The following is a 22,271-nucleotide window of genomic DNA, read 5'->3' as shown; positions in this document are numbered from 1 at the left end:
TCATAGAAAGAAAGAAACGTCACAACCCTATGACATGAATACGTGTTTAACGAATTTATATCGTAACCAGCTGAGCGCGGATCATTCCACGCAATGAATTGCCGACAAGAATGTTGCGCGCGCGGCTAAGATCATCCACCGTCACAACGCCTTCCTGAACGACGCTGTTGTTCAGAAGTTCGCGCCGCAGAACACCATCGAGCAGGCCGCAGGAAAGGGCAGGGGTGACACAGGTACTGCCGCCAATATCGAGGAAAATCGATGTGATGGTGCCTTCACACACTTCGCCACGCTCGTTGAGCAGAATGACTTCATCCACCTCGGCTGACGAATATTCTTCACGGGCCGAAATATAGGCCTGACGCCGCGTGGTCTTGTGGCGCAGCAAGGCATCATCGTGCTTCAGACGCGTTTCAGCCACTGCGATGCGCCAGACAGTCTGTGGCTGCAACGGCTCATAAGGAAAAGCTGCAATCTCGACGAGCCCGTCCGGAGCAAGGGTCAGGCGCAGTTTGAGCGGGCTGTCCCCGGCACTGATCTCGGCGATCTTCTTATGCACCGTTTCCATGTTGTAACGGAAGCCAAGCTCTCTTGCGGAGTTTTCCAGCCGCGCCATATGAAGATCGCAACGCAGGATACCCGAAAGAGGCTCCCAGCGCATGGTCTCGATCAGCTGATAGTCTGGGTTCGCATGGCTGGTCGCTGTCCCGTCGCGAACCGTGCTTTCAGAAGACATTCCTCATACTCCGCTTGCGCTGTGGAATCGAAGACCACACCGCCCCCGACATTGAAGATTGCACGATTTTGCTCAAGAAGCGAGATCGTGCGGATGGCAACATTGAACCGCATACGTCCACCCGGCTCGATCCAGCCAAGCGAGCCGCAATAGATATCGCGCGGGCCGGTTTCCAGCCTGCGCAGGATTTCCATCGCGCTGATTTTCGGCGCGCCGGTAATGGAACCGCATGGGAAAAGTGCTGCAAAAATCGCGCGCAGCGGCAGCTTGTCTTTAAGCTTTGCGCGCACGCGGCTGATCATCTGGTGAACGGTTGGATAAGTTTCGACCCGGAAAATTTCCGGCACATCGAGCGATCCGACTTCGCTGACCAGTGAAATGTCATTGCGCAGGAGATCAACAATCATGCGGTTTTCCGCCTGATTTTTGGGGTCGTTCATCAAAAACTGGCGGTTCGCTTCATCCTCAAAAGGGGTGGCACCGCGCGGCATGGTGCCCTTCATCGGATGGGTTTCGATATAGCCTTCGCCATCCACTTCAAAGAAGAGTTCCGGCGATCGCGACAGGATGATCGGGCCACCGAGATCGCAATAGGTCGCATAGCGAACAGGCTGGCGCTTTGCGAGCGTGTTGAACAGCACGAGCGGATCGCCGTCCCATTCAGCATGAACCGGAAATGTCAGATTTCCCTGATAGCAATCGCCTTTGCGCAAATGCTGGTGAAGGCGCGCAAACTTCGGCTGGTAATCCTCAAGCGACCATTGGGCGACCGGTTCAGTTAAGTACGTGATGTTGTCATCGCTGCGCGTGTGCATGGCTTCGTCTGATGGGCCATCGAAAACACCAAAGCATAAAAGCGGCGCTTTGCGATTTTCCGGCAGAAGCTCTTTCAGTTTGGGTTCAAGAAGATAGCCCGCCTCATAGGAGAGGTAGCCTGCAAGCCATTTGCCGTCTTCGTGGGCGCGTTGCATGGCCTTCCATGCTGCTTCGAACGTATCTGGCGTATCGGCACGGATAATCGAAGACGGAGCCGCGAATAAAACATCGCGGCCCGCCTTGTCATCCCGAAAAAGGATTTGCGGCCTATTCAAACCCCTATTCAAACCCTTGTGGGTCACGAATTTGCTCAGTCTTCCATGGCTTCGAGTTCGTCGATGATGCCTTCCACCACCGACAGGCCTTTGCTCCAGAAATCCGGATCAGTTGCATCAAGGCCAAATGGCGCCAACAGTTCCTTGTGGTGCTTGGTGCCACCCGCTTTCAGCATGTCGAAATACTTCTGCTGGAAGCCTTTTTCCGAGTTCTGGTAGACGGCATAAAGCGAGTTTACCAGACAATCGCCGAATGCATAGGCATAGACGTAGAACGGCGAATGGATGAAGTGCGGAATATAGGTCCAGAAGGTTTCGTAACCCGGATTGAGATTGACCGCATCGCCAAGGCTTTCGCGCTGCACATCCATCCAGATTTCGCCGATACGCTCTGATGTCAGTTCGCCTTCGCGGCGCTCGGTGTGAACACGACGCTCGAACTGGTAGAAAGCGATCTGGCGCACGACCGTATTGATCATGTCCTCGGCCTTCTGAGCCAGCATGGCCTTGCGTTCGCGCTTGTTGGTGGTGCGTTCAAGCAACGAGCGGAACGTGAGCATCTCGCCAAAAACGGAAGCCGTTTCCGCCAGTGTGAGTGGCGTGGATGCCATCAGCGCACCCTGTTCGCCGGCCAGAACCTGATGCACGCCGTGGCCAAGCTCGTGCGCAAGCGTCATCACATCGCGCGGCTTGCCCATATAGTTGAGCAGCACATAAGGATGAGCGGAAGGCACGGTTGGATGCGCAAAAGCACCCGGCGCCTTGCCCGGACGCACCGGCGCGTCAATCCAGTTCTTGTCAAAGAACTTCTTGGCAATTTCGGCCATTTCAGGCGCGAAGTTGCCATAGGCGGAAAGCACGGTTTCGCGCGCCTCATCCCACGAGATCAGCGCCTGCGGTGTTTCCGGCAGCGGCGCATTGCGATCCCAGTTCTCCAGCTTTTCGAGGCCGAGCCACTTGGCTTTCAACGCATAATAGCGGTGCGAAATACGCGGATAGGCAGCTTCGACGGCACTGCTGAGCGCATCGACAACTTCACGTTCGACGCGATTGGCAAGATGGCGGCTGTCGGCAATGTCCTGAAAACCACGCCAGCGGTCGGAGATTTCCTTGTCCTTGGCCAGCGTATTGGTAATCAGCGTGAAAGTGCGCAGGTTTGCGCCGAAAGTCTTGGCAAGCGCTTCCGATGCCTTTTTGCGCACGGCACCATCTGCATCCTGCAGCATGTTGAGCGTCTGCTCGATGGCCAGTTCTTCGCCATCGATTTCAAAACGCAGGCTCGACATGGTTTCATCGAACAGGCGGTTCCAGGCGCTGTAGCCGGTGATCGACTTTTCGTGGAAAAGCTGTTCCAGTTTGTCGTCAAGCTCATATGGCTTGTCGAGGCGCAAATCTTCCAGCCATGGGCGGTAGTGGCCGATCGAGGGATTGGACGCCATCGCTTTTTCAAGCACGTCGTCATCGATGCGGTTGATTTCGAGGCTGAAGAAAATCAGCGGCGTGTTTGCGTCAGTCAGTTTCTGCTGCACATCACCGAACAGTTTCATGCGCTTGGAATCGGTGGTGTCGCCGTAGTAATAAAGGCCCGCGAAGGAAGCGATGCGGCCCATGAGTTCGCTTAGACCCTCATATTCCTTGATCGCATCGGCAAAATTTCCGCCATTGGCCTTTGCCGCTTCTTCACCGAGTTTGCCCTTCCAGCGGGTTTCAAAATCGGCTGCATCCTTTGCCGCCTTTTCGAGATCAGCTTTCAGTTCAGCGCTCTCGGCAGAGGGGTAGAGGTCAGCCAGGTTCCACTCGGGCAGCATTCCAAGGTCGGCCGTTGCGGCAGTTCCGGTATCACCGGCCGGCATATAAGGCATGGTGTCAAGCGTGACAGACTTTGAAAAACGGTTCATGGCAAAGGTCATAGCATTCTCCTGTTGCCCTCTTCTCGCATGTCTTTTTCAAGGCGCCAAGTGGCAAGGCGGTATTCTGGATCACAGAACTATTCTGAGGATGATGCGCAAATGTGTGTGCATTAGGGCTTGCTTTCATAAGGAACGATGCTCCAAATGACGCGCCTGAAATATGACACATACTAGATATTGGGATGTTCCGAGACATATACCGCTGGTAGTGAAGCAGCCATGAGTACGCGTATTCTTATAGCGGATGATGATCCGATACAACGCCGCAGCCTTGAAACGGCCGTGCTACGCATGGGGCATAGGACCATTCTTGCAGATGGTGGCACGAGTGCATTCGGTTTCATCAGCACCCGCAAGGACATTGCGCTTATACTTCTCGATCTGACTATGCCAGATATGGATGGCTGCGCTGTCCTTACAAAAATGCGTGAAGCTGGCATCAATATTCCCGTTATCGTGTTGGTACAGAACGACGACCTCGAAAAAGCCATGCAGGCTATAAGACTGGGCGCCGTCGACTTTATGACCAAGCCCGTCGTGTTCGAGCGAATGCAGGTATCGGTTGCCAATGCTTTCAAACTCGATTCGCTGACACAGGAACTCAAGCGCACGCGCTCCTCGCAGAAACCACATATACTGCTTTCCGATATGGTGACGAAGAGCCCGGAAATGGAGAGAGTGGCTATGCTGGCGCGTCGTGTGACGCCGCTTGATACGCCATTGCTCATCGAAGGCGAAGTCGGCACAGGCAAGGAAACTCTGGCGCGGGCTATCAGCAGTGGTGGAACACGTTGGCAGGGCCCATTTGTCGCCATCGATTGCCGTTCTCTTGCAAAAAGCAATGCCGACCAACTGCTGTTCGGGCATTCAGGAGCGAGATCAATCAATTCCGTTGAGGCGCCAATCCAGATTGCGGGTAAAATCGTAGAGGCGCAGGGCGGAACTTTGTTTTTTGATGAGATCAGCGCGCTGCCTTATCGCACGCAGCTTCGTCTCTTTGAGCTCATGCAAGCCTCGCAATATGTGACCGCTGGTGAAAGTGCCGATCTTTTGGCCAACACACGCGTCATTGCCTCAAACAGTCATTCCGTGGCCGAACTTGTGCATATGGGCCGGTTTCACCCCGGGCTTTATCATCTCATTTCATCGTTTTCTATTGAGATGCCGTCGTTGCGAAATCGCATTGAGGATATTCCAATCCTCGCGCATCAGTTTCTGATGCATTTTGCCAGCGAAGAACGGCTCGGGCATATTACGGGCATCACACCCTATGCACTTGAGGGGTTGAAGACCTACGATTGGCCCGGCAATGTGCGGGAACTGAAAAATGCAATTTATCATGCCGTACTTCTGTGCGATGAACATGCATTAACGGCTCGACATTTCCGAAATATGGGTCTCGATACAGGTATTGTTCGTGGACAGTCTACGGACGGTGGAGCGTCACTTCAGAACAGCGAAATATCAAGTTCGGGCGCGATCAGCGGCACGACACGGGACGGCGAAGTTCGTACGCTTGCTGCGACCGAAGAAGAGATGATCCGCTTCGCAATTGCGCATTACGATGGTCAAATCAGTGAAGTCGCGCGCCGTTTGGGCATCGGACGGACCACGCTGTACCGAAAATTGAAGGAATATGGCATCGATGTGGCGTCAATAGCTGGCAAGGGTCGCGACGACGCAGATGACCATTTTAATGCCCAATCCGGCCGGTTTGCGGGCCGCTAAAACTCTTTAACTTATTGAAATTTAGTAATTTATGAAGCAGTACCTGTTGGTGTTGCCAGAATGTTAGCTTCGCGGAAGATTGTTAATAATTTTTTTACCATGACGAAAATAGATGCGTCTGTGTGTCTTTTTTGCCATGGTGTTTCCTCATTTGTTGTTCACTAAGCGTCCATTAACCATTAAATCCGACAATCAGGGCTCACGCATATTCGTTTCTACGATCTCTGATACGGCCCTTAGGGCGGACAACACGGTAAGGCGATATAATTCAATGAGCAGCATATCGACCATTAAAGCGCGCTTTGCGAAAGTCTGGACTGGATTGTCTGCTTCCGTATTTAAGGTTCGTTCTTCTGTTTCCGCCTCTCTGGTTGCAGCGGCGGTCGTGACTGCATTCGCACCGGCGCAGGCATCAGCCGAAACGCGCACGCTCAAGCTTTATTACGTTCACACCGGCGAGAAGGCCGAAATCACCTTTAAGAAGAATGGTCGCTTCCTGCCTGATGGTCTGAAGAAGCTGAACGTCTTCCTGCGTGACTGGCGTCGCAACGAGCCAACCAAGATGGACCCGCGCCTGTTCGATCTGGTTTGGCAGGTTTATCGTTCGACCGGTTCAAATCAGTATATCACCGTTGTTTCCGCCTATCGTTCCCCTGCAACCAATAACATGCTGCGCTCCAAGACCAGCGGTGTGGCCAAGAAGAGCCAGCACACGCTTGGCCGCGCGATGGACTTTTTCATTCCGGGTGTTCCGCTTGCAAAGCTGCGTGCCATTGGTATGCGTTATCAGGTCGGCGGTGTAGGCTATTACCCACGTTCCGGCTCGCCTTTCACCCATATGGATGTTGGCAATGTCCGCTCGTGGCCACGCATGAGCCGCCGCGAGCTGTTAGCGCTGTTCCCGGATGGCAAGACTGCTCACATTCCAGCCGACGGCAAGCCATTGCCGGGCTATGAGCAGGCGCTTGCGATGATTGAAAGACAGAAAGCCAGTGGCGGCAACGTCATGATGGCCAGCAACTCGGCACCACGTAAGAGCAAGACGCTGTTTGGCGCGCTCTTTGGTGGCGGCGGTGCTGACGAAGAAGAAGATAATGGCGATGTAGCGCCAGCTGCGGCCCGTCCAGCCCGCGCCGTTCCTGCACGTCAGGCTCCGGCACCTGCCGCACCAGTACAGACGCCACAGGCTGAAACCATGGTTGCAGCTCTGCCAGCCCGCGATGCGCCGGTGCCGATGCAGGCGCCACGTCCGGAAGCCGCGGTTGAAGCGCCGGAGGCTGAAGAAGTGCCAATGGCAGCGCTCAATGTGCCAATTCCAGCGCGCAAGCCAGCGACCGCTCCTCAGGATGCTGTAGCCCTTGCTGCCGCTGAACAGACTGGTGACGCAGCAGCTGCGGCGGCGCGTGCCGCGGTTGACGCAAACACGGCTCAAGTTGCTGATGCAGGTGCTTCGCCGCTGATGAACGGTTTCGTTCCAGTTCCATCGACACGTCCTCAGCAGGCAGCCGATAGCGTTCAGCTTGCTTCTGCAGCTATCCCTTCGGCGCGGCCTGACCGTCCGCAGGATGCGATTGCCCAGCTCGTCAACAACCCGCAGGACGCGGCTCCAGCTGTCGCAGATGCGAGCGCAAGCGTGCCGCAGCCGGGTGAAACAGCCGCGTTCCCGCTGCCAAAGACTGCCCCACGCGACGATACACAGCTTGCCATGCTTTCCCGCAAGGATGAGATTGGCGAGCTGATCGGACCGCCAGATGACGATTTCGACACGAAGCCTGTGGCCAATGCTGCACCAGAAGCTCCAGCTCCAGCTCCTGCAAAAGCTGCACATGATCGCATTGCTCCGGTGAAGACAGCTTCCGTTGCCAAGCAGGTCAAGGCTCCAACCCGTCAGCAGATTGCTGCTGCAAGTGATGCTGCAGCAACCGGCGTCCGAACGACTGCCAAGGGTGCTCGTCGCGTTGCAAAAGCAAGCGCTCGTCCAGGTGCTGTCGTGCAGCCGGCGGCGATGCCAACCTCGACCGTTGCAATGTCGACAGATTCTGTTGCTCAGAATGCACCTGCAACCAATCCGGTTCTGCGCAACGATGCAATGCGATCGGCACCGGCAATGGTCTACACCGCTGGCTTCCAGCGTGGCGACCTGCCAAGCGACCGCTCAAATAAGTTCAGCGGCAATGCCGTTACCTTCCTGACGGTAGCGAAGTTCACCGAAACGAACTGATCGTCCGCGAGACCAAGATAAGAAAAAAGGGGCCGTTACGGCCCCTTTTTTATTTGGCTGTTTAACGTTTAGCCCTTCAAGGCTGCGGCTTCCGCGGCAAGCTTGGTGATACCGTCCCAGTCGCCCGCTTCCAGCAGTTCCTTCGGTGCAACCCATGAGCCACCGACACAGACCACATTTGGCAGCGAAAGATAGGTCTTCGCATTGGCAAGGCTGATGCCGCCGGTCGGGCAGAAGATTGTACCGGCCAGTGGCGAGGACAGGGCCTTCAGGAATGGTGCGCCGCCTGCCTGTTCTGCCGGGAAGAATTTGAGATGCGTGTAGCCTTCTTCGCGAAGGGCGAGCATTTCGCTCGGCGTGATGGCCGCAGGCAGCAGAGGCACATCACTGTCATCGGCTGCAGCGAGAATATACTTCGTCGCGCCTGGGCTTACGATGAAGCGCGAACCGGCCTTGGCTGCTTCCTCATATTGCTTTGCATTGAGAATGGTGCCTGCACCGACGATTGCTTCGGGCACTTCGGATGCGACTGCGCGAATGGCGTCGAGTGCTGCAGCCGTGCGCAGGGTGATTTCGATTGCTGGCAATCCGCCTTTGGCCAGCGCGCGTGCCAGCGGAACCGCATGTTCTACCTTGTCAATCAGCAAGACGGGAATGACTGGTTGGCCTTGCAGGACGGGAACGAGAAGATCGGTTTTCTGCGGCATGGGCTTGCTCTTCTGCTTGAGTGTGCGTGTAAAAATCGATTTAAAGTGCATGGCCCTGTTTGTCTACCGCGCACATCAAAACCGATGCGCGGCGCGGCAGCGTTATACCGCTTGCAATATACGGCCGAGGCTGCGGTTCCAGCGTTCAAAGGCTGCGGCCATGCGGCTATCATATTGATTGCGTGCGAAGGCTGGCCCGTTGTAGCGGCGTGCGAAATTGCGCCAGTGTTTCTGCTCCAGTGCTGTTTTCAATCCGGCTTTGTCGATGAATTTCAGCATCAGCCTGACCTGTCCACCGACAGAATTGCGCGCTTCCGCCACCAGTTCATCAATGCTGCTATAGCCCAGCCATTCCCAATGGGCACCCATCACCTGACCAAGCCCCCATGAGGTGGATTCAAGCGCCGCCTTCTTATGGATAGACACGGCCTGCAAGCCTGCGGTCGAAATAATGGCCTTCAAAGCGTATTGCTGGTTCTTTTTTGCCATTAATGTCGAAAAGCGCGCGACCGCCACTTTCCACTTCAGCCTCAGCCAGAAGCGCTGCCGGATCAATTCCGGCTTGCCTTGCCCATGAGATGATTTCTGCAAAACTTTCTGTATCGAACAACAGGTTTCTCCTCTTGCAAACCGCGTTTATCGAAGCCGGATTTTCGCTTGTCTTGAGAGGAGGGGGATAAATAACTTGAATTTGCCGCGTTCGAGGACTAGTTCGAAGGAAATTTGGAAGAGATCGAACGATGAGTAATCTGCCTTTTACTGTTGCTGCCCTTTATTGCTTTGCGCGTTTGCCGCAATATGAAAGCCTGCGCGAGCCGCTGGCCGAACTTTGCTGCACGAACGGCATCAAGGGGACTCTGTTGCTCGCGGCGGAAGGCATCAACGGTACGGTGGCAGGCACGCAGCCTGCGATCGAAAAACTCGTGGCTTACATCACGTCGATCCCGGAGCTTGCCAATCCGGAACTCAAATATTCCAATGCGACCGAAATGCCGTTCTATCGCATGAAGGTGCGTTTGAAGCGTGAAATCGTAACCATGGGCGTCGATGGCATTGATCCGCTGAAAAGCGTTGGCACATATATTGCGCCCAAGGATTGGAACGCGCTGATTGCCGATGAAGACACGGTCGTTGTCGATACGCGCAACGATTATGAATATGCCATTGGTACTTTTGAAGGCGCGCTTGACCCGAACACCAAAACATTCCGCGAATTTCCGGAATGGGTGGAGCAGAACCGCGACAAGCTTGAAGGCAAGAAGATTGCCATGTTCTGCACGGGTGGCATCCGTTGTGAGAAGGCAACGGCCTTCGTCAAGGGGCTCGGCTTTGATGATGTTTTCCATCTCAAGGGCGGTATTCTGAAATATCTCGAAGACGTGCCAAAAGAAGAAAGCATGTGGAACGGCGAATGCTTCGTGTTCGATGAACGCGTGGCAATCGGTCATGGTCTGACGGAAAGCGATATCGAGCTTTGCCGCGCCTGCCGCCGTCCAATCACTGCAGAAGACAAGCTCTCGCAGTTCTTCGAGGAAGGCATTTCCTGCGCTGGTTGTTATGACGAACGTACGCCGGAAGATCGCGCACGTTTTGCCGAGCGCGAAAAGCAGGTCAAGCTTGCCAAGCTTCGTGGCTCAAGCCACAAGCACATCGGACGTTAACTTTTTTTGAACGCGCATCTTAGTCCGAAAACCGCTTCACACTTTTCGGGATGCGCTTTGATGATGCGGTTCTTTTGCCACATCATTCTTATCAGCACTAGCCAAAGCTACTACTCCCCTTTAAGGTGGCCATATTTTCGGAACGATATGAATTCGTTACGGAAATTCTGGGCGGCTTTTGCATGGACGCCCGTGTGAAAAGGGTCTGACGGCATCCGGGTCGCGTTTGCCTCCATCATACCCATCATCGCAAGTTGAGCATCTCGACAGGTCTTGATGCTCGAACAAACGGCGGCGGACTTTTTCCGGCGTGTGATGATGTTTGCCCGAAATACGGGCTCTATGGAGGTCGACAATGAAAAAGCTTATCGCTGCGTTCCTTATTACCGTTGCAGCCGGTGCTGCATCGGTTGCTCATGCTGCCGAAAAGGTCACGGTCTTTGCTGCAGCCAGCATGAAGGATGTGATCGAGGAAGCCGCCAAGCAGATCAAGGCCAAGGACGGCACGGAAGTTGTGGCTTCCTTTGCTTCTTCTTCGGTTCTGGCAAAGCAGATCGAGCAGGGTGCTCCGGCACAGATTTTCATTTCTGCCGATCTCGACTGGATGGATTTTGTCGAGAAAGCCGACCTGATCGACAACGCATCGCGTAAGGTGATTGCGGGCAACGCGCTGGTGATTGCAACGCAGAAGGAAACGCCGAAGGGGGAAGCCAAGGAACTGCTCAGCGCCGGTCGTTTTGCAATGGGTGATCCGTCGAACGTGCCTGCCGGCAAATATGGCAAGGCAGCGCTTGAAAAGCTCGATATCTGGAAAGACATCGAAAAGAACGCCGTTTTCACCGAAAACGTGCGCGTTGCGCTGCAATATGTGAGCCGCGCCGAAGTGAAGGCCGCAATCGTCTATGCATCGGATCGTGCGGCTGCGCCTGAACTCGTTGAAGCCTATCGCTTCCCGGCTTCGAGCCATGCTCCAATCCTTTATCCTGCAGCACTGATTGCAAAGAACGAAAATGATGCTGCCAAGGCATTCCTTGCGTTCCTTGAAAGCGATGCCGGTCAGGCGATCATCAAGGACAAGGGCTTTGTAGGCGCTGCAGAGGCCGCTCAGTAATGATGGAAGGCAATGTCTGGCAGATTGTTGCTCTGTCGCTCCGGGTTGCCGGGATCGCTATTGTTGTCGCTCTGCCAATTGCCTTTCTTGTTGCGTGGATTCTTGCCCGGTTTAATTTTCCGGGCAAGTCTCTGGTACAGGCTATTGTCACCATGCCGCTGGTTCTGCCGCCGGTGGTGACGGGTTATCTTCTGCTGATCCTGTTTGGATCGCGTGGTGCGCTTGGGACGCCGTTGCAGGAATGGCTTGGCCTTTCCTTTTCCTTCCGCTGGACGGGTGCAGCTCTTGCTGCTGGCGTCATGGCGTTTCCATTGCTTGTTCGCCCTATTCGCCTTTCGATTGAAGGGCTTGATCGTGGGCTTGAGGAAGCGGCGCGCACGTTGGGCGCCAACAGGTTTATTGCTTTTTTCACGGTGATTTTGCCGCCCTTGCTGCCGGGCATTCTGGCGGGTGCGGTGCTTGGTTTTGCCAAGGCGCTCGGCGAGTTCGGCGCGACCATCACGTTTGTTTCCAACATTCCGGGCGAAACGCAGACCCTTTCGCTGGCGATCTATGCGCTTTTGCAGACCCCGACAGGCGACGCCGAAGCTTTCCGTCTGATAGCGATTTCTGCAGCCATTTCCATTGCTGCCGTGGTGTTGTCTGAATGGTTGCAGCGCAGGCTTGCAGGAGAAGCGAAATGAGCGGTCTTGAAGTTTCCGTCGCTGGCCGCAATGGCAAATTCGCGGTTGAAGCAGATTTTGCCGCCCGTTGGGGTGTTACGGCTCTGTTTGGCCATTCGGGCGCTGGCAAAACAACGCTTCTCAAGATGATTGCCGGAACGCTGCGTCCGGAAAGCGGGCGCATCGCCGTCGGTGATTTTACGCTTTTCGATGCCGAAAAGGGGATCAATCTGCCACCTGAAAAACGCCGTATCGGCTATGTGTTTCAGGAAGCGCGGCTGTTTCCGCATATGAGTGTGAAGCGAAACCTCACTTATGCGCGCTGGGCCGGAAAACGCCAGAACAGCCGCAGCTTTGACGAGGTTGTGGCGCTGCTTGGCATCGATCATCTCTTGGATCGTCGTCCGGTAACTCTTTCGGGCGGCGAACGCCAGCGTGTGGCTATTGGTCGTGCGCTTTTGTCTGATCCGGCACTTTTGTTGCTGGATGAGCCTCTGTCCTCTCTGGACCATGCACGCAGGCAGGAGATTTTGCCCTTTATCGAGCGGCTTCGGGATGAAAGCCATGTGCCGATCGTCTATGTCAGCCACGAGATTGACGAGGTTGCGCGGCTTGCCGATGAAATCGTTCTTCTATCGGGCGGCAAGGTGAAAGCCAGTGGCGAAGCTGCCGAGATTTTCCCGCTGATCGATGGTGACGGCGAGGGCGCTGGTGTGCTGCTTGAAGGCTCGGTTTCAGCTTATGATGAGCGCTACAAGCTTGCCGAAATTGATCTTGGCGGGACGACATTCCAGCTCAGCGATGCCGGGCTTAAACAGAACATGCATGTGCGTCTTCGGGTTCGCGCACGCGATGTCTCCATTGCGCGCAAGGCGCCTGATGCGATCAGTATCCGCAATGTGCTGCCGGTTTCCGTTGTGGCGATTGAAGCGGGAGAAGGCCCCAACGCCCATGTTGCGCTCGACTTTCAGGGTCGGCGTCTGGGTGCGCGACTGACGCGGCGTTCGGTCGATGATCTGGGCCTTGCAGTGGGAGATCAGGTCGTGGCGCTCGTCAAAGCGGTCTCCGTGGATCGCGCCGCAATGAGAGAGAAATGAGGGTGACAATTTTCCTGTTTGCGTAATCCACCTTTTATGCTCCTGTCTCTATTAGATGGGAGCATTAAATGACTGATTTGCGAGATTGGACACCACGCCCGAAGCCTGAACGCAAAGTGCTGGAAGGCCACTATGTCAGGCTCGAACCACTGGATGCCGCCCGGCACGGTGATGAGTTGTTTGCGGCATCTTCCGTTGAAGATGCGGATCAACGGTTTACCTGGCTGTTCGAGGTTCCGCCTGCAACGCGCGAAGCGTTTGAGCCGTGGCTCGAAAAGGTGTCGGGCAGCGAAGATCCTCTATTCTTTGCGGTCATCGACAAGGCCAGCGGCAAGGTCGCCGGTCGTCAGGCCTTGATGCGTATCGATCCGGTTCATGGTGCCATCGAGATCGGGAACATCTATTGGGGACCGCTCATCTCGCGTAAACCGGCTGCCACCGAAGCGCAGTTCCTGTTCATGCAGTATATTTTCGATGAGCTTGGCTATCGCCGCTATGAGTGGAAGTGCAATGATAACAACGCGCCGTCCAAACGCGCGGCGGAGCGTTTCGGCTTTCAGTTTGAAGGCACTTTCCGCCAACATATGGTGACAAAGGGCAACAACCGCGACACCGCATGGTTTTCGATCATCGACAGCGAATGGCCAGCGCTGAAACAAGCTTATCAGGCATGGCTTGCGCCGACAAACTTTGATAGTGACGGTCAGCAGATCAGAAAATTAGAGGATTTTCGCATTGGCGGCTGAACCGAAGAAGAGCAATCCGGCAATTGCCGCAGCCATTATCCTGGTTGGTTTTGGCGTGCTTGCCTATTATTTGCCAACGATCATGATCGCGCTTGGCGAACGCTCGCACATCGCAGCGGTTATTTTCGGGATACTCTTCGTACTCAGCTTCTTTGGCATATTCTGGCTGCGTTCGCGCCGCCAGAATAAGGACTAACCTACGAGTGCAGCACTAAGCAGCAGAGCGCCGGTCAGCGCAATAAACAGTGCCGCGCCTACTTCAATCGCCGCCTTCAGGCGACCGGACACGGCGCTGCTGCCTGCAAAGCGCAATGCCGTGTTCTTGGCGGTTACGGCCAGGGTTGCGAGAAATGCGACGGTCAGAAATGTGCCAAAGGCCATCGCGAAGACCGAAAGCAATCCACCAACCAACAGACCATTGAGAAGCGCGAAGGTGAGCACGATCAGCGCGCCGGAACATGGGCGCAGGCCGACAGAGAAAATCGCAGACCATGCCGTCTTCCAGTTGAAATCGTCGCCGAGCGTCGATGGATCGGCAATATGGGCGTTGCCGCAATCGGCACAGATATCACCCTCACCGATGAAGACGTGATCGGCCGCGGCATTGGCAGGCTTGTAGTTGAGCTTGACCGTGTTGGTGGTGCCAAGCGCACGCGTGCTTTGTGAAATGCTGCCCTGCCAAGCTGGACCGCTGGCCATTGCCGTTTGAGGCGCTGCTGCAAAAAGCGCGCTTGTCGGGGAAGGCTCGGCACTGTCACGCTTCTTGAACAGAAGCGGCAATTTGCGCGCAAGCAACCACAGGCCAAAGAACAGCACCAGCGCGAAACTGGCAATCTCCATATAGCGCGCCGTCTGGTTCATCGAAATGCCGGTGCCCCGCAGCACAAGCCAGGCCAGTCCCACGACAAACAACGCCATGATCGCCTGCAGCAGAGACGAGATGAAAGACAGGAAAATACCGCGTCTCAATGCCGTTTCATTGGCGATCATGTAAGACGAAATGACCGCCTTGCCATGGCCGGGGCCAGCGGCATGGAAAATACCGTATACAAAAGAAAGGCCGATAAGCACGGATGCCTGCCATGGGTCTTCCCGCATGGCTTTGAGCGCGGTTGTCATGGCGAGATAGAAGTTGCGCTGCTGTTCATTCATCCACAGAATGATATGCGCAAAAGGTCCGGTCGGTTTCATGGCGACTTCATTGGCACCGATGCCCAGAGATGATTGCGCCCAAGCCTGGGCGGCGATCATAACAAGGCTGACTGTGAGAATGAAACGGACCGTTTTCTTCATAAGGCTGATTATCCTTTTTTCTCGCAGTCTATCTCAAGGCGCGTGGCGAAAATCTTCGACATGTCTGTGCCTGCCGGATCATTGAAAAAGGCTTCGGTCAGGGTTCCCTGATTTTGTGCAAGCGCTTCATCGGGATTAGGGCGAATGACCTCAGACTTGCAGCCTGCAGGCAGACCTTTGACGACCAGCTCATTATCACTCACATAATCGATCGCCGTATAAAAGGTCGGATCGTAAACGCCGAAACTGACCTTGTGTCCGGGTTCAAGCTTTAGCGGCTTTTCAGGCTTGCTGGTGAAGACGATCATCAGATGATTATCGGAGAAGTCAGCTGCCAGATCTTTCGGACGCGCCATTTTAACGTCCTTGCCATCGGCAAGCACGGTCTGAAAATATTTGAACTCGGCGATGGAGCTGTTGATGACATGGCCAAGGTCGATCAGCTCGTTTTTGTCGAGCTGCAAATCGCCATTCTTATCAAACTCCATCAGAACCGTTGATGAAAACACATCATCAAAACGCCAGATATGGGCGAGCTGTTCAACCGTGCCGTCCGGTGCAATTGTCAGTTCCAGCCTTGCATCGGCAAAGACATGCGGGTGCGCGCTCGCGGCCAGAGGCGCAAACACTGTCGCCAGTGTTACGGCAAGGCCAAGGGGGCTTTTCAGCCATGAGCGCAAATCATGCATATACGGGTTCCGTCAATTCATTTGCAAGGCATAAGGGTGAAGGCGGCAAAAGTAGGACAAGTGACGCAAGCGCCGCCTTTTATACCGCGATCTTTTACAGTTTTGTGTCGCCCTGCATTTCGCGTTCCTTGAACCACTGGGTCAGAAAGTCGACGAGAGCGCGGATTTTGGCTGGCAAATAGCGACGATGCGGATAGACTGCATAGATGCCGCCATCCCTTACGATGAATTCATCGAGGCAGGGAATGAGCCTGCCGCGCTCGATCTCTTCTTCCGCAATAAAGGCTGGAAGCGAGCAAAACCCAAGTCCGGCAATTGCGGCGGTCTTGGTCGCAACCGGACTGTTGACTTCGATTGGGCCATTGACCGTCACCGTCATCATCGAGCCGTCGGTATTGCGGAAATGCCAGTTGTTGCGTGAGCGGGCATTGGTGTCGATGATGCAGGGCTTATCGTGCAGATCTTCCGGGCGTTCGGGCTTGCCAACGCGCGCAATCAGCTCTGGCGCACCGCACAAAACGGAATGGAACGGTGACAGCCTTTTGGCAATGAGGGAGGAATCCTGCAAACGCGTGATGCGGATTGCAAGGTCGAAGCCTTCTTCCACCATATCAACGAAACGATCATCCAGCCGCACGTCGAGCACGATTTCCGGATGGGCAAGGCAGAAATCGATCAGCGACTGCCCGATCACCGCATCGGCAAAGGTACGCGGCGCTGAAAGCTTGATGCGTCCGCGCGCGTCTGAACTTGTTTCGCTGACGGCATCCTGAAGCGCGTCGATCTCGCGGATGATCTCTACAGCGCGGTGGTAATAGGTGTGCCCGGCTTCTGTCAGCGAAAACTGGCGCGTGGTGCGGTTCAAAAGACGGGCGCCAAGCTCGTCTTCAAGCTCACGCACATATTTGGAAAGCAGCGCCTTGGAGCGTCCGATCTTTCGCGCCGCAGCCGAAAAACCTTCCGCTTCGACCACGTCGATGAATGCGCGCATACGTGTGAGGGTGTCCATGGTTTAGTCCTGCTTTTCGAGAATGTTTCGGCCAAGCGCAAGAAGCGCCCGGTCGCTGCCGCGTGGGCCAATGAATGAGATGCCAAATGGCGCGCCATGAACCTGTCCCAATGGAACAGTAATCTGTGGCAGGCCGGATAGCACGGAAAGGCAAAGCAGCCGCAGAGCCTGTTCACGATAGGCTTGCAGGCTCTCGAATGGTTCATTTGCGAAAGGTGCTGCACCCGGTACGGTTGGCAGCGCCAGAACCGCGTTGTCACCGATGATTGTTTCCAATTCCTGTGTGAAACGCGCACGACGGATGCGATGCCGGGTTGCTGCTTCGTTGGAGATTTCCGAGCCGTAAGCAAAACGGTCCGCAACGCCGGCGCCAAGCTTGCGATCACCGGATGAAATCCACGCGCCATGCGTGTCCCATGCTTCCCAGCCCTGTATCTGGCGGAAGGTGAGGTAGAGTTCGTCTATTGACAAGGTTGACTGGCTGGCAGCCTTAAGACTTGCAAAATGCGGGCGCACTTTCGCAAACATGGCGCGATAGCTGTCTGTTTCAGGATGATCGAGCAGCAGATGCTCAAGCAGCGGCATATAAAGAAGCTGCGAGAAGCTGAAGTTTTGCTCATCATCGCCGAGCAGAACTTGCCCGACCTTTTCATAAAGTGCGATGTCGCGGGCAAACCAGCCGATTGTGTCGAGCGAAGGCGCAAGCGGCATGATGCCTTCAGGCGGAATGCGCCCATGTGTGATACGCAGGCCGATCAGCCCGCAGAAGCTGGCAGGTGCGCGGATTGAGCCGCCTGTATCGGAGCCGAGCGCTATATCTGCGATTTTTCCGGCGACCGACGCCGCAGACCCGGATGAAGACCCACCGGTAACTCGGTCGGGCGCTGCGGGATTGATCGGGTAGGGGAAATGCGAATTTTGCCCCATCAAAGAGAAGGCCAGTTCATCGGTCTGCGTTTTGCCGATCACTGTTGCACCCGCTGCGAGCAGCTTCTCGACGACGGGCGCCGATTTTTCGGCTGCAACTGATTCGGCCAAAATCTGAGGATTGCCACAGCCTGTTTTCATTCCTGCGACATCATAAATGTCTTTGACTGCCAAAGTTGCGCCCTGAAGAGCGCCATTGACCGAAGGTGCAGGTGCGATTTCAGCTTTTGTAATGAGGGCGTTGAAGGAATCGAGGCTGGTCATTGTTCACGACTTGCTGTCGAAATCAGCATTTATGGTTAAGAAAAGAGAAATTTATACGGTAGATTGTTTCACTAATATTGAACAATGGCAAGCACAGTGAATGCGTTGAGACCCCTAAAAATTATTTTCGCTCGGCCCTTATTTGTCATTGAATGAACACATGTTTGGGATTATATCGCCCTTGCCCAAAGTCGCACGTGCCTGTGGGTGTCCGCCGATCCTCGAATGGTGAGGAATTCGGTACGGTACCTGGACCTAACCGCTCCAGTTGATCTGTAGGCCAACCGCCAGATCAAGGACATCTTGAAGCAACGACGGTGCGGGCCTTTCTAGTGTCTTTCGGCTGTCCAAAAGCCGGAATTACTGAAGAGGCACACCTTCATTGCCAGAAGTGCGGATGCGGTTCTCCAATTCCAATCCAAGGCAGACAAAGCGGAGTAACGCGGGTTTAGCGTTGTTCCATCGCCGCATGAGTTTTCGCGTGACCTCAGCACCTCCAAAGGCTGGCCTCACCGCGGATGCGCTTATGCTTACTTTGTCTCTTAGAGAATTTTCGGGTCCATGGGGGACCCGGTCTGATTCCCTAAGTGTTTTTTCTGCGCAATTCCGAAAAGGGTTGCGCTCTAGATGCGGCCAATCAAGCCGCGCGGGAGAACGACCATGGCAACTCAGCGTATTATTGACTTCCTCAACACCCGCCGCCCAGATGGCCCTTGCCTCGTCGTGGACACTGACGTCGTGCGCGAAAACTATCAGAATTTTGAAAAGGCATTGCCTTACTCGCGCATTTTCTATGCTGTGAAGGCAAATCCTGCACCTGAAGTCCTGCGTCTTCTTGCATCACTTGGCTCGTGCTTCGATACGGCATCCGTTGCCGAAATCGAAATGGCACTGGAAGCCGGCGCAACGCCAAACCGCATCTCTTATGGCAACACCATCAAGAAGGAGCGCGATGTTGCGCGCGCTTTCGAGCTGGGCATCCGCCTCTTTGCCGTTGATTGCGTTGAAGAAGTCGAAAAGGTTGCGCGCGCAGCTCCCGGCAGCCGTGTGTTCTGCCGCGTTCTCACGGATGGTGAAGGCGCTGAATGGCCCCTGTCGCGCAAGTTCGGTTGCGTGCCTGCCATGGCTATCGACGTGCTGCGTCATGCAAAGTCGCTCGGCCTCGACTCCTACGGTGTGTCGTTCCACGTCGGCTCGCAGCAGACGGACCTAACCGCATGGGATCGCGCTCTTAGCGATGCTGCATCGGTATTCCGCACGCTGGCTGATGAAGGCATCGTCCTTCGCATGGTCAACATGGGCGGCGGTTTCCCAACCCGCTACCTCAAGGACGTACCGACCGCACAGGCTTACGGCATGGCGATCTTCGATGCACTGTCGAAGCATTTCGGCAACCGCATTCCGGAAACCATTATTGAACCGGGCCGCGGCATGGTTGGCAATGCAGGCGTGATCAAGACCGAAGTGGTTCTGGTTTCGCGCAAGTCGGACAACGACAATGTTCGTTGGGTCTATCTCGACATCGGCAAATTCGGCGGTCTGGCCGAAACCATGGACGAGGCGATCCGCTACCAGATCGTGACTCCACATGATGGTGGCGAAACCGAACCTTGCGTGCTGGCTGGCCCAACCTGCGACAGTGCGGATGTTCTTTATGAAAAGACACCGTATCCGCTGCCGGTTTCGCTTACCATCGGTGATGAAGTTCTCATCGAAGGCACAGGCGCCTACACCACCACCTATTCGGCGGTGGCGTTCAACGGCTTCGAACCGCTCCGATCCTACGTCATCTAACCGGTCGGGTTCTTTCCGACCGATCCTCTCAATCTGCCCAGTGCTGAAAAGTGCTGGGCAGGATGTGCGGCTGCCCATTTTTAGGGTGCGATGTCATGAACGCAAATCTGGAAATTCAGGAACATACCGTAGCCGGTCTTTCGCCGCTTTTTGTGCCTGCTTTCACCATCGCGGGCGAAGCAGTGGAACACATCATTGCGCGCGAAGCTCTGCTTGATCGCGCGATGGGCGAAGGCCGTCGTAGGAAATCGTCGGAAAAACTGCGCCGTGGTCGTCTGCCCGCGGAAGGTCTGGCTTTTTCGGCGATTGATGACCATGGAATGCTGGCGGGAACTGTTCGGTTGTGGAACGTCCATGCCGGTCTGGATGCGTTCGGCTTTCCTGTTTCAGCTCTGTTGCTCGGCCCGCTTGCAGTCGACCCATCGACTGCCGGTCGCGGTATCGGTTCGGCCTTGATGCAGTACGCAATTGCCGAGGCAAAGCGCCTTGGTCATGGCGCTATTCTGCTGGTCGGTGATCCGGAATATTACAGCCGTTTCGGCTTTACTGCCGAGAAGACCGGCGAACTTGCCATGCCCGGCCCGTTTGAAAAGCGTCGGTTTCTGGCGCTGGAGCTAAAGGTCGGTCATCTCGATGGCGCGCAGGGAATTCTGCGTGCCAGCGGACGCAAGATGTCGCGATCTTAACTGATACGCACCAGCCGTCCGAAGTTGCGGACGGCTGTTATTGCCAGACCCAGAATAAAGCCCGCAATCAGCCCTGCAATTACAATCAGCTTGCGCGTTGATCCGGCCGGATCAAGCGGCGGACGTGCTTCCGAAATCACACGAACATTGGTGGTCGTGATGCCTTCCTGTTCACTCGTTTCACGCGAGCGAAGGAGGAATGCTTCATAGACTGAACGCAAGGTCGTTGCTTCGCGCTCCAGCTCGCGCAGCTTCACGCGATCATTGTTGCTGTTGGCCTGCTGTGACTTGAGCTGCGCAAGACGGGCGCTCAGGTCTTTCTCTTGCTGCACGGAACGCGCAACTTCGACCTGCAGTGAAGCGCGAATGCGGCGCAGTTCCGCATCAATATCATTGAGAACAGTCTGCTTCTGCGATTGAAGCTGAATGAATTGCGGATGGCGGGGCCCAAGCTGGGTGGACGCACCATTGGCGTTCTGGCTCGCCAGCGCATACTGCGCGCGCAAGGCTGTCAGCGTGTTGGAACGCAAATCTTCCGGCAGGGTGCCGGAGATAACGCTGCCGGTATTGGCATCGCTAAGCACCTGTACCCGCGCCTGAAGCCGCATGGTTTCCGCGCGCTGATTGGTCAGCTGGTCGTTGAGGCGCGACAGATCATTGTCACTGATAAGCTTGCCATCGACATCAACCAGATCGCGTGAGGCGCGATAATCTGCAGCTGCCTTCTCCGCATTCTCGACATTGCCCCGCATATCGGCGAGACGCTTTGAAAGTTCGTCTGCATTGCGGCGCGCCACATCTGACTGAAGCGAATCAAGCTCTGTTTGGAAAACGGAACCAATAAGATTGGCGATATCAGCCGATTTCTCAGCATTTCGCGTCTTGACCGAAATCGAATAGATGAAGGTCTTGGCATCTCGACCGATGGTCAGACTATCATAGAGATTGTAGAGAACGCGGGTTTCAAGCGCCTGACCGTCACTGGCCGTTTTCGGCCGGAACATGGTTTTCAGCTGCGCGAAGAAACCGGCGACACCCGTAGGCACAAAACTACCGTTAAACTCGGGGTCTTTGGTGAGATCTGCTTTATCAATAACTTTGAGAAGCACGCTGCTCGAATCGAGCAGGCGTGCCTGACTTTCAGCGATGGCCAAAGAGGCGTCGGTCGGTAATTGTCCCGGGGTGAGCTCGGTGCCAACAGACCGCACATTACGCGGATCGACGAGAATATCGGTGGAGGCCACAAACATCTGCGGAATGGTCAGCGCATAAAGCGTAGCCACTATGCCGCCGAGCAAGGTCGTGGCCAGTAGCAAGCGACGAGAACCCTTCACCACTTCGATCGCAACACGCGGATCGATCAGCGGTTTCCATTCATTGTCCGGTGCATCACGTCGGGCAGGCAGAGCGGCTGCTTCCTGTACTGGTTCGGAAGGCTGTGGCAGCGCATCATTCGGTGCCTTTTCACGCGCTTCACGCTCGGCAATCTTGCGCTCAAGCTCGGCCTTGATCGCGGCCATGCGACTGCGAAGCTCGGAAACTTCTTTCTCTTCTGCTGCTTTATTTGCCTGCTGGGAGCGGAAAAGCTCTGCCCGTTCTTCAGGCGTTGCAGGGGGTGTCCATGGCGGCGCAATGGTCTGAGATTCGTTTTTGGACGCGTCAGATTCTTCGCGGCTCGTCTCGGGCGCGTCTGAAAATGCCAGAAGAGGCTTTTCTTCTCTTCCTTTGTTGCGCTTGTCGTCACCGCTCATCGTCAAAGATGTCCGTACCCCGAAATACCGCTTACTCGCATCGGACTATAGGTTTTTTATGGAGAACAAATGGTTAATTTGCATCGCGATATTCGCGTTAGTGCTTTTTAATTAAGTCTTTTTCGCTAAGTATCGATTTACGGTCGGCATGTACGAGTAAACAAGCAACAGGTAATATAAAGACGAGG

The 22,271-nt window shown here is 55.1% G+C and carries 19 protein-coding genes and 1 pseudogene; 10 read left to right on the top strand and 10 right to left on the bottom strand.

Going from position 1 to position 22,271, the window contains the following annotated elements; all coding sequences use genetic code 11:
- Nucleotides 1-55: 55 nt before the first annotated feature.
- Genes QSJ70_RS05940 through QSJ70_RS05930 form a run of 3 tightly spaced genes read right to left on the bottom strand, consistent with a single transcriptional unit; the run spans nucleotide 56 to nucleotide 3,737 of the window.
- Complete coding sequence (locus QSJ70_RS05940) at nucleotides 56-736, bottom strand: aminotransferase class IV family protein (RefSeq protein WP_215778206.1); 681 nt, start codon at nucleotides 734-736, stop codon at nucleotides 56-58.
- Nucleotides 670-1,827 (bottom strand): aminodeoxychorismate synthase component I, encoded by a 1,158-nt coding sequence (locus QSJ70_RS05935; protein WP_502871667.1) that lies wholly within the window; start codon nucleotides 1,825-1,827, stop codon nucleotides 670-672. Before QSJ70_RS05935 ends, QSJ70_RS05940 begins: the two co-directional genes overlap by 67 nt.
- Nucleotides 1,828-1,862: 35 nt before the next feature.
- Nucleotides 1,863-3,737, bottom strand: coding sequence for a M3 family oligoendopeptidase (locus tag QSJ70_RS05930; RefSeq protein ID WP_502871666.1), 1,875 nt, complete (start codon nucleotides 3,735-3,737; stop codon nucleotides 1,863-1,865).
- Between the two features lie 219 nt (nucleotides 3,738-3,956).
- On the opposite strand from QSJ70_RS05930, the gene QSJ70_RS05925 reads away from it, so the two are divergent.
- On the top strand, nucleotides 3,957-5,465 hold the full coding sequence (locus QSJ70_RS05925) for a sigma-54-dependent transcriptional regulator (RefSeq protein ID WP_215778209.1): 1,509 nt from the start codon (nucleotides 3,957-3,959) through the stop codon (nucleotides 5,463-5,465).
- A gap of 271 nt (nucleotides 5,466-5,736) precedes the next feature.
- On the top strand, nucleotides 5,737-7,686 hold the full coding sequence (locus QSJ70_RS05920; protein WP_285535134.1) for a peptidoglycan L,D-endopeptidase MepK: 1,950 nt from the start codon (nucleotides 5,737-5,739) through the stop codon (nucleotides 7,684-7,686).
- Between the two features lie 68 nt (nucleotides 7,687-7,754).
- Here QSJ70_RS05920 and QSJ70_RS05915 read toward each other — a convergent pair whose 3' ends face one another.
- Both QSJ70_RS05915 and QSJ70_RS05910 read right to left on the bottom strand, forming a co-directional pair.
- On the bottom strand, nucleotides 7,755-8,393 hold the full coding sequence (locus QSJ70_RS05915; protein WP_113497818.1) for a 2-dehydro-3-deoxy-phosphogluconate aldolase: 639 nt from the start codon (nucleotides 8,391-8,393) through the stop codon (nucleotides 7,755-7,757).
- A 102-nt stretch (nucleotides 8,394-8,495) separates the two neighbouring features.
- A pseudogene (locus tag QSJ70_RS05910) lies at nucleotides 8,496-9,003 on the bottom strand (N-acetylmuramidase family protein).
- 130 nt (nucleotides 9,004-9,133) lie between these two features.
- Between QSJ70_RS05910 and trhO the strand changes: the two are divergent.
- From trhO to QSJ70_RS05880, 6 genes are all read left to right on the top strand, one after another.
- Nucleotides 9,134-10,054 (top strand): oxygen-dependent tRNA uridine(34) hydroxylase TrhO, encoded by a 921-nt coding sequence (gene trhO / locus QSJ70_RS05905; protein ID WP_215778210.1) that lies wholly within the window; start codon nucleotides 9,134-9,136, stop codon nucleotides 10,052-10,054.
- 355 nt (nucleotides 10,055-10,409) lie between these two features.
- Nucleotides 10,410-11,165 (top strand): molybdate ABC transporter substrate-binding protein, encoded by a 756-nt coding sequence (gene modA, locus QSJ70_RS05900; protein ID WP_285535133.1) that lies wholly within the window; start codon nucleotides 10,410-10,412, stop codon nucleotides 11,163-11,165.
- Nucleotides 11,165-11,848, top strand: coding sequence for a molybdate ABC transporter permease subunit (gene modB, locus QSJ70_RS05895; RefSeq protein WP_285535132.1), 684 nt, complete (start codon nucleotides 11,165-11,167; stop codon nucleotides 11,846-11,848). Before modA ends, modB begins: the two co-directional genes overlap by 1 nt.
- Complete coding sequence (gene modC, locus QSJ70_RS05890) at nucleotides 11,845-12,924, top strand: molybdenum ABC transporter ATP-binding protein (protein ID WP_285535131.1); 1,080 nt, start codon at nucleotides 11,845-11,847, stop codon at nucleotides 12,922-12,924. Before modB ends, modC begins: the two co-directional genes overlap by 4 nt.
- Before the next feature lie 68 nt (nucleotides 12,925-12,992).
- On the top strand, nucleotides 12,993-13,670 hold the full coding sequence (locus QSJ70_RS05885; RefSeq protein WP_215778217.1) for a GNAT family N-acetyltransferase: 678 nt from the start codon (nucleotides 12,993-12,995) through the stop codon (nucleotides 13,668-13,670).
- Nucleotides 13,660-13,866 carry a hypothetical protein gene (locus tag QSJ70_RS05880; RefSeq protein ID WP_007877114.1) on the top strand — a complete coding sequence of 69 codons (207 nt, stop codon included), beginning with the start codon at nucleotides 13,660-13,662 and terminating at the stop codon, nucleotides 13,864-13,866. Before QSJ70_RS05885 ends, QSJ70_RS05880 begins: the two co-directional genes overlap by 11 nt.
- On the opposite strand, the gene QSJ70_RS05875 is transcribed toward QSJ70_RS05880, so the two are convergent.
- The 4 genes from QSJ70_RS05875 to QSJ70_RS05860 form a co-directional block, all read right to left on the bottom strand.
- Entirely contained in the window at nucleotides 13,863-14,963 is a 1,101-nt protein-coding gene (locus tag QSJ70_RS05875) for a nickel/cobalt transporter (RefSeq protein ID WP_285535130.1), read from the bottom strand. The genes QSJ70_RS05880 and QSJ70_RS05875 overlap by 4 nt on opposite strands.
- A gap of 8 nt (nucleotides 14,964-14,971) precedes the next feature.
- Nucleotides 14,972-15,652 carry a DUF1007 family protein gene (locus QSJ70_RS05870; RefSeq protein WP_285535129.1) on the bottom strand — a complete coding sequence of 227 codons (681 nt, stop codon included), beginning with the start codon at nucleotides 15,650-15,652 and terminating at the stop codon, nucleotides 14,972-14,974.
- Nucleotides 15,653-15,746: 94 nt separating this feature from the next.
- Nucleotides 15,747-16,661, bottom strand: a complete 915-nt coding sequence (locus QSJ70_RS05865) for a LysR family transcriptional regulator (RefSeq protein WP_007877110.1) — start codon at nucleotides 16,659-16,661, stop codon at nucleotides 15,747-15,749.
- A 3-nt stretch (nucleotides 16,662-16,664) separates the two neighbouring features.
- Nucleotides 16,665-17,852: an amidase gene (locus tag QSJ70_RS05860; RefSeq protein WP_285535128.1), complete on the bottom strand. Its 1,188-nt coding sequence runs from the start codon at nucleotides 17,850-17,852 to the stop codon at nucleotides 16,665-16,667.
- A gap of 660 nt (nucleotides 17,853-18,512) precedes the next feature.
- On the opposite strand from QSJ70_RS05860, the gene odc2 reads away from it, so the two are divergent.
- Nucleotides 18,513-19,646, top strand: a complete 1,134-nt coding sequence (gene odc2 / locus QSJ70_RS05855) for an ornithine/lysine decarboxylase (RefSeq protein WP_007877108.1) — start codon at nucleotides 18,513-18,515, stop codon at nucleotides 19,644-19,646.
- 95 nt (nucleotides 19,647-19,741) lie between these two features.
- Nucleotides 19,742-20,332: a GNAT family N-acetyltransferase gene (locus tag QSJ70_RS05850; protein WP_285535126.1), complete on the top strand. Its 591-nt coding sequence runs from the start codon at nucleotides 19,742-19,744 to the stop codon at nucleotides 20,330-20,332.
- Here the strand turns inward: QSJ70_RS05850 and QSJ70_RS05845 are convergent.
- A complete protein-coding gene (locus QSJ70_RS05845) occupies nucleotides 20,329-22,083 on the bottom strand; it encodes a GumC family protein (RefSeq protein ID WP_215778225.1) in 1,755 nt (584 codons plus the stop codon). The two genes, QSJ70_RS05850 and QSJ70_RS05845, sit on opposite strands and share 4 nt — an antisense overlap.
- Nucleotides 22,084-22,271 lie beyond the last annotated feature (188 nt).

Origin of the sequence: Brucella sp. NBRC 12950, from assembly GCF_030268145.1 — a bacterium.
Taxonomy (GTDB): Bacteria; Pseudomonadota; Alphaproteobacteria; order Rhizobiales; family Rhizobiaceae; genus Brucella.
The sequence above is the reverse complement of the archived record's forward strand: the minus strand, read 5'-3'. Positions and strand labels throughout refer to the sequence as shown.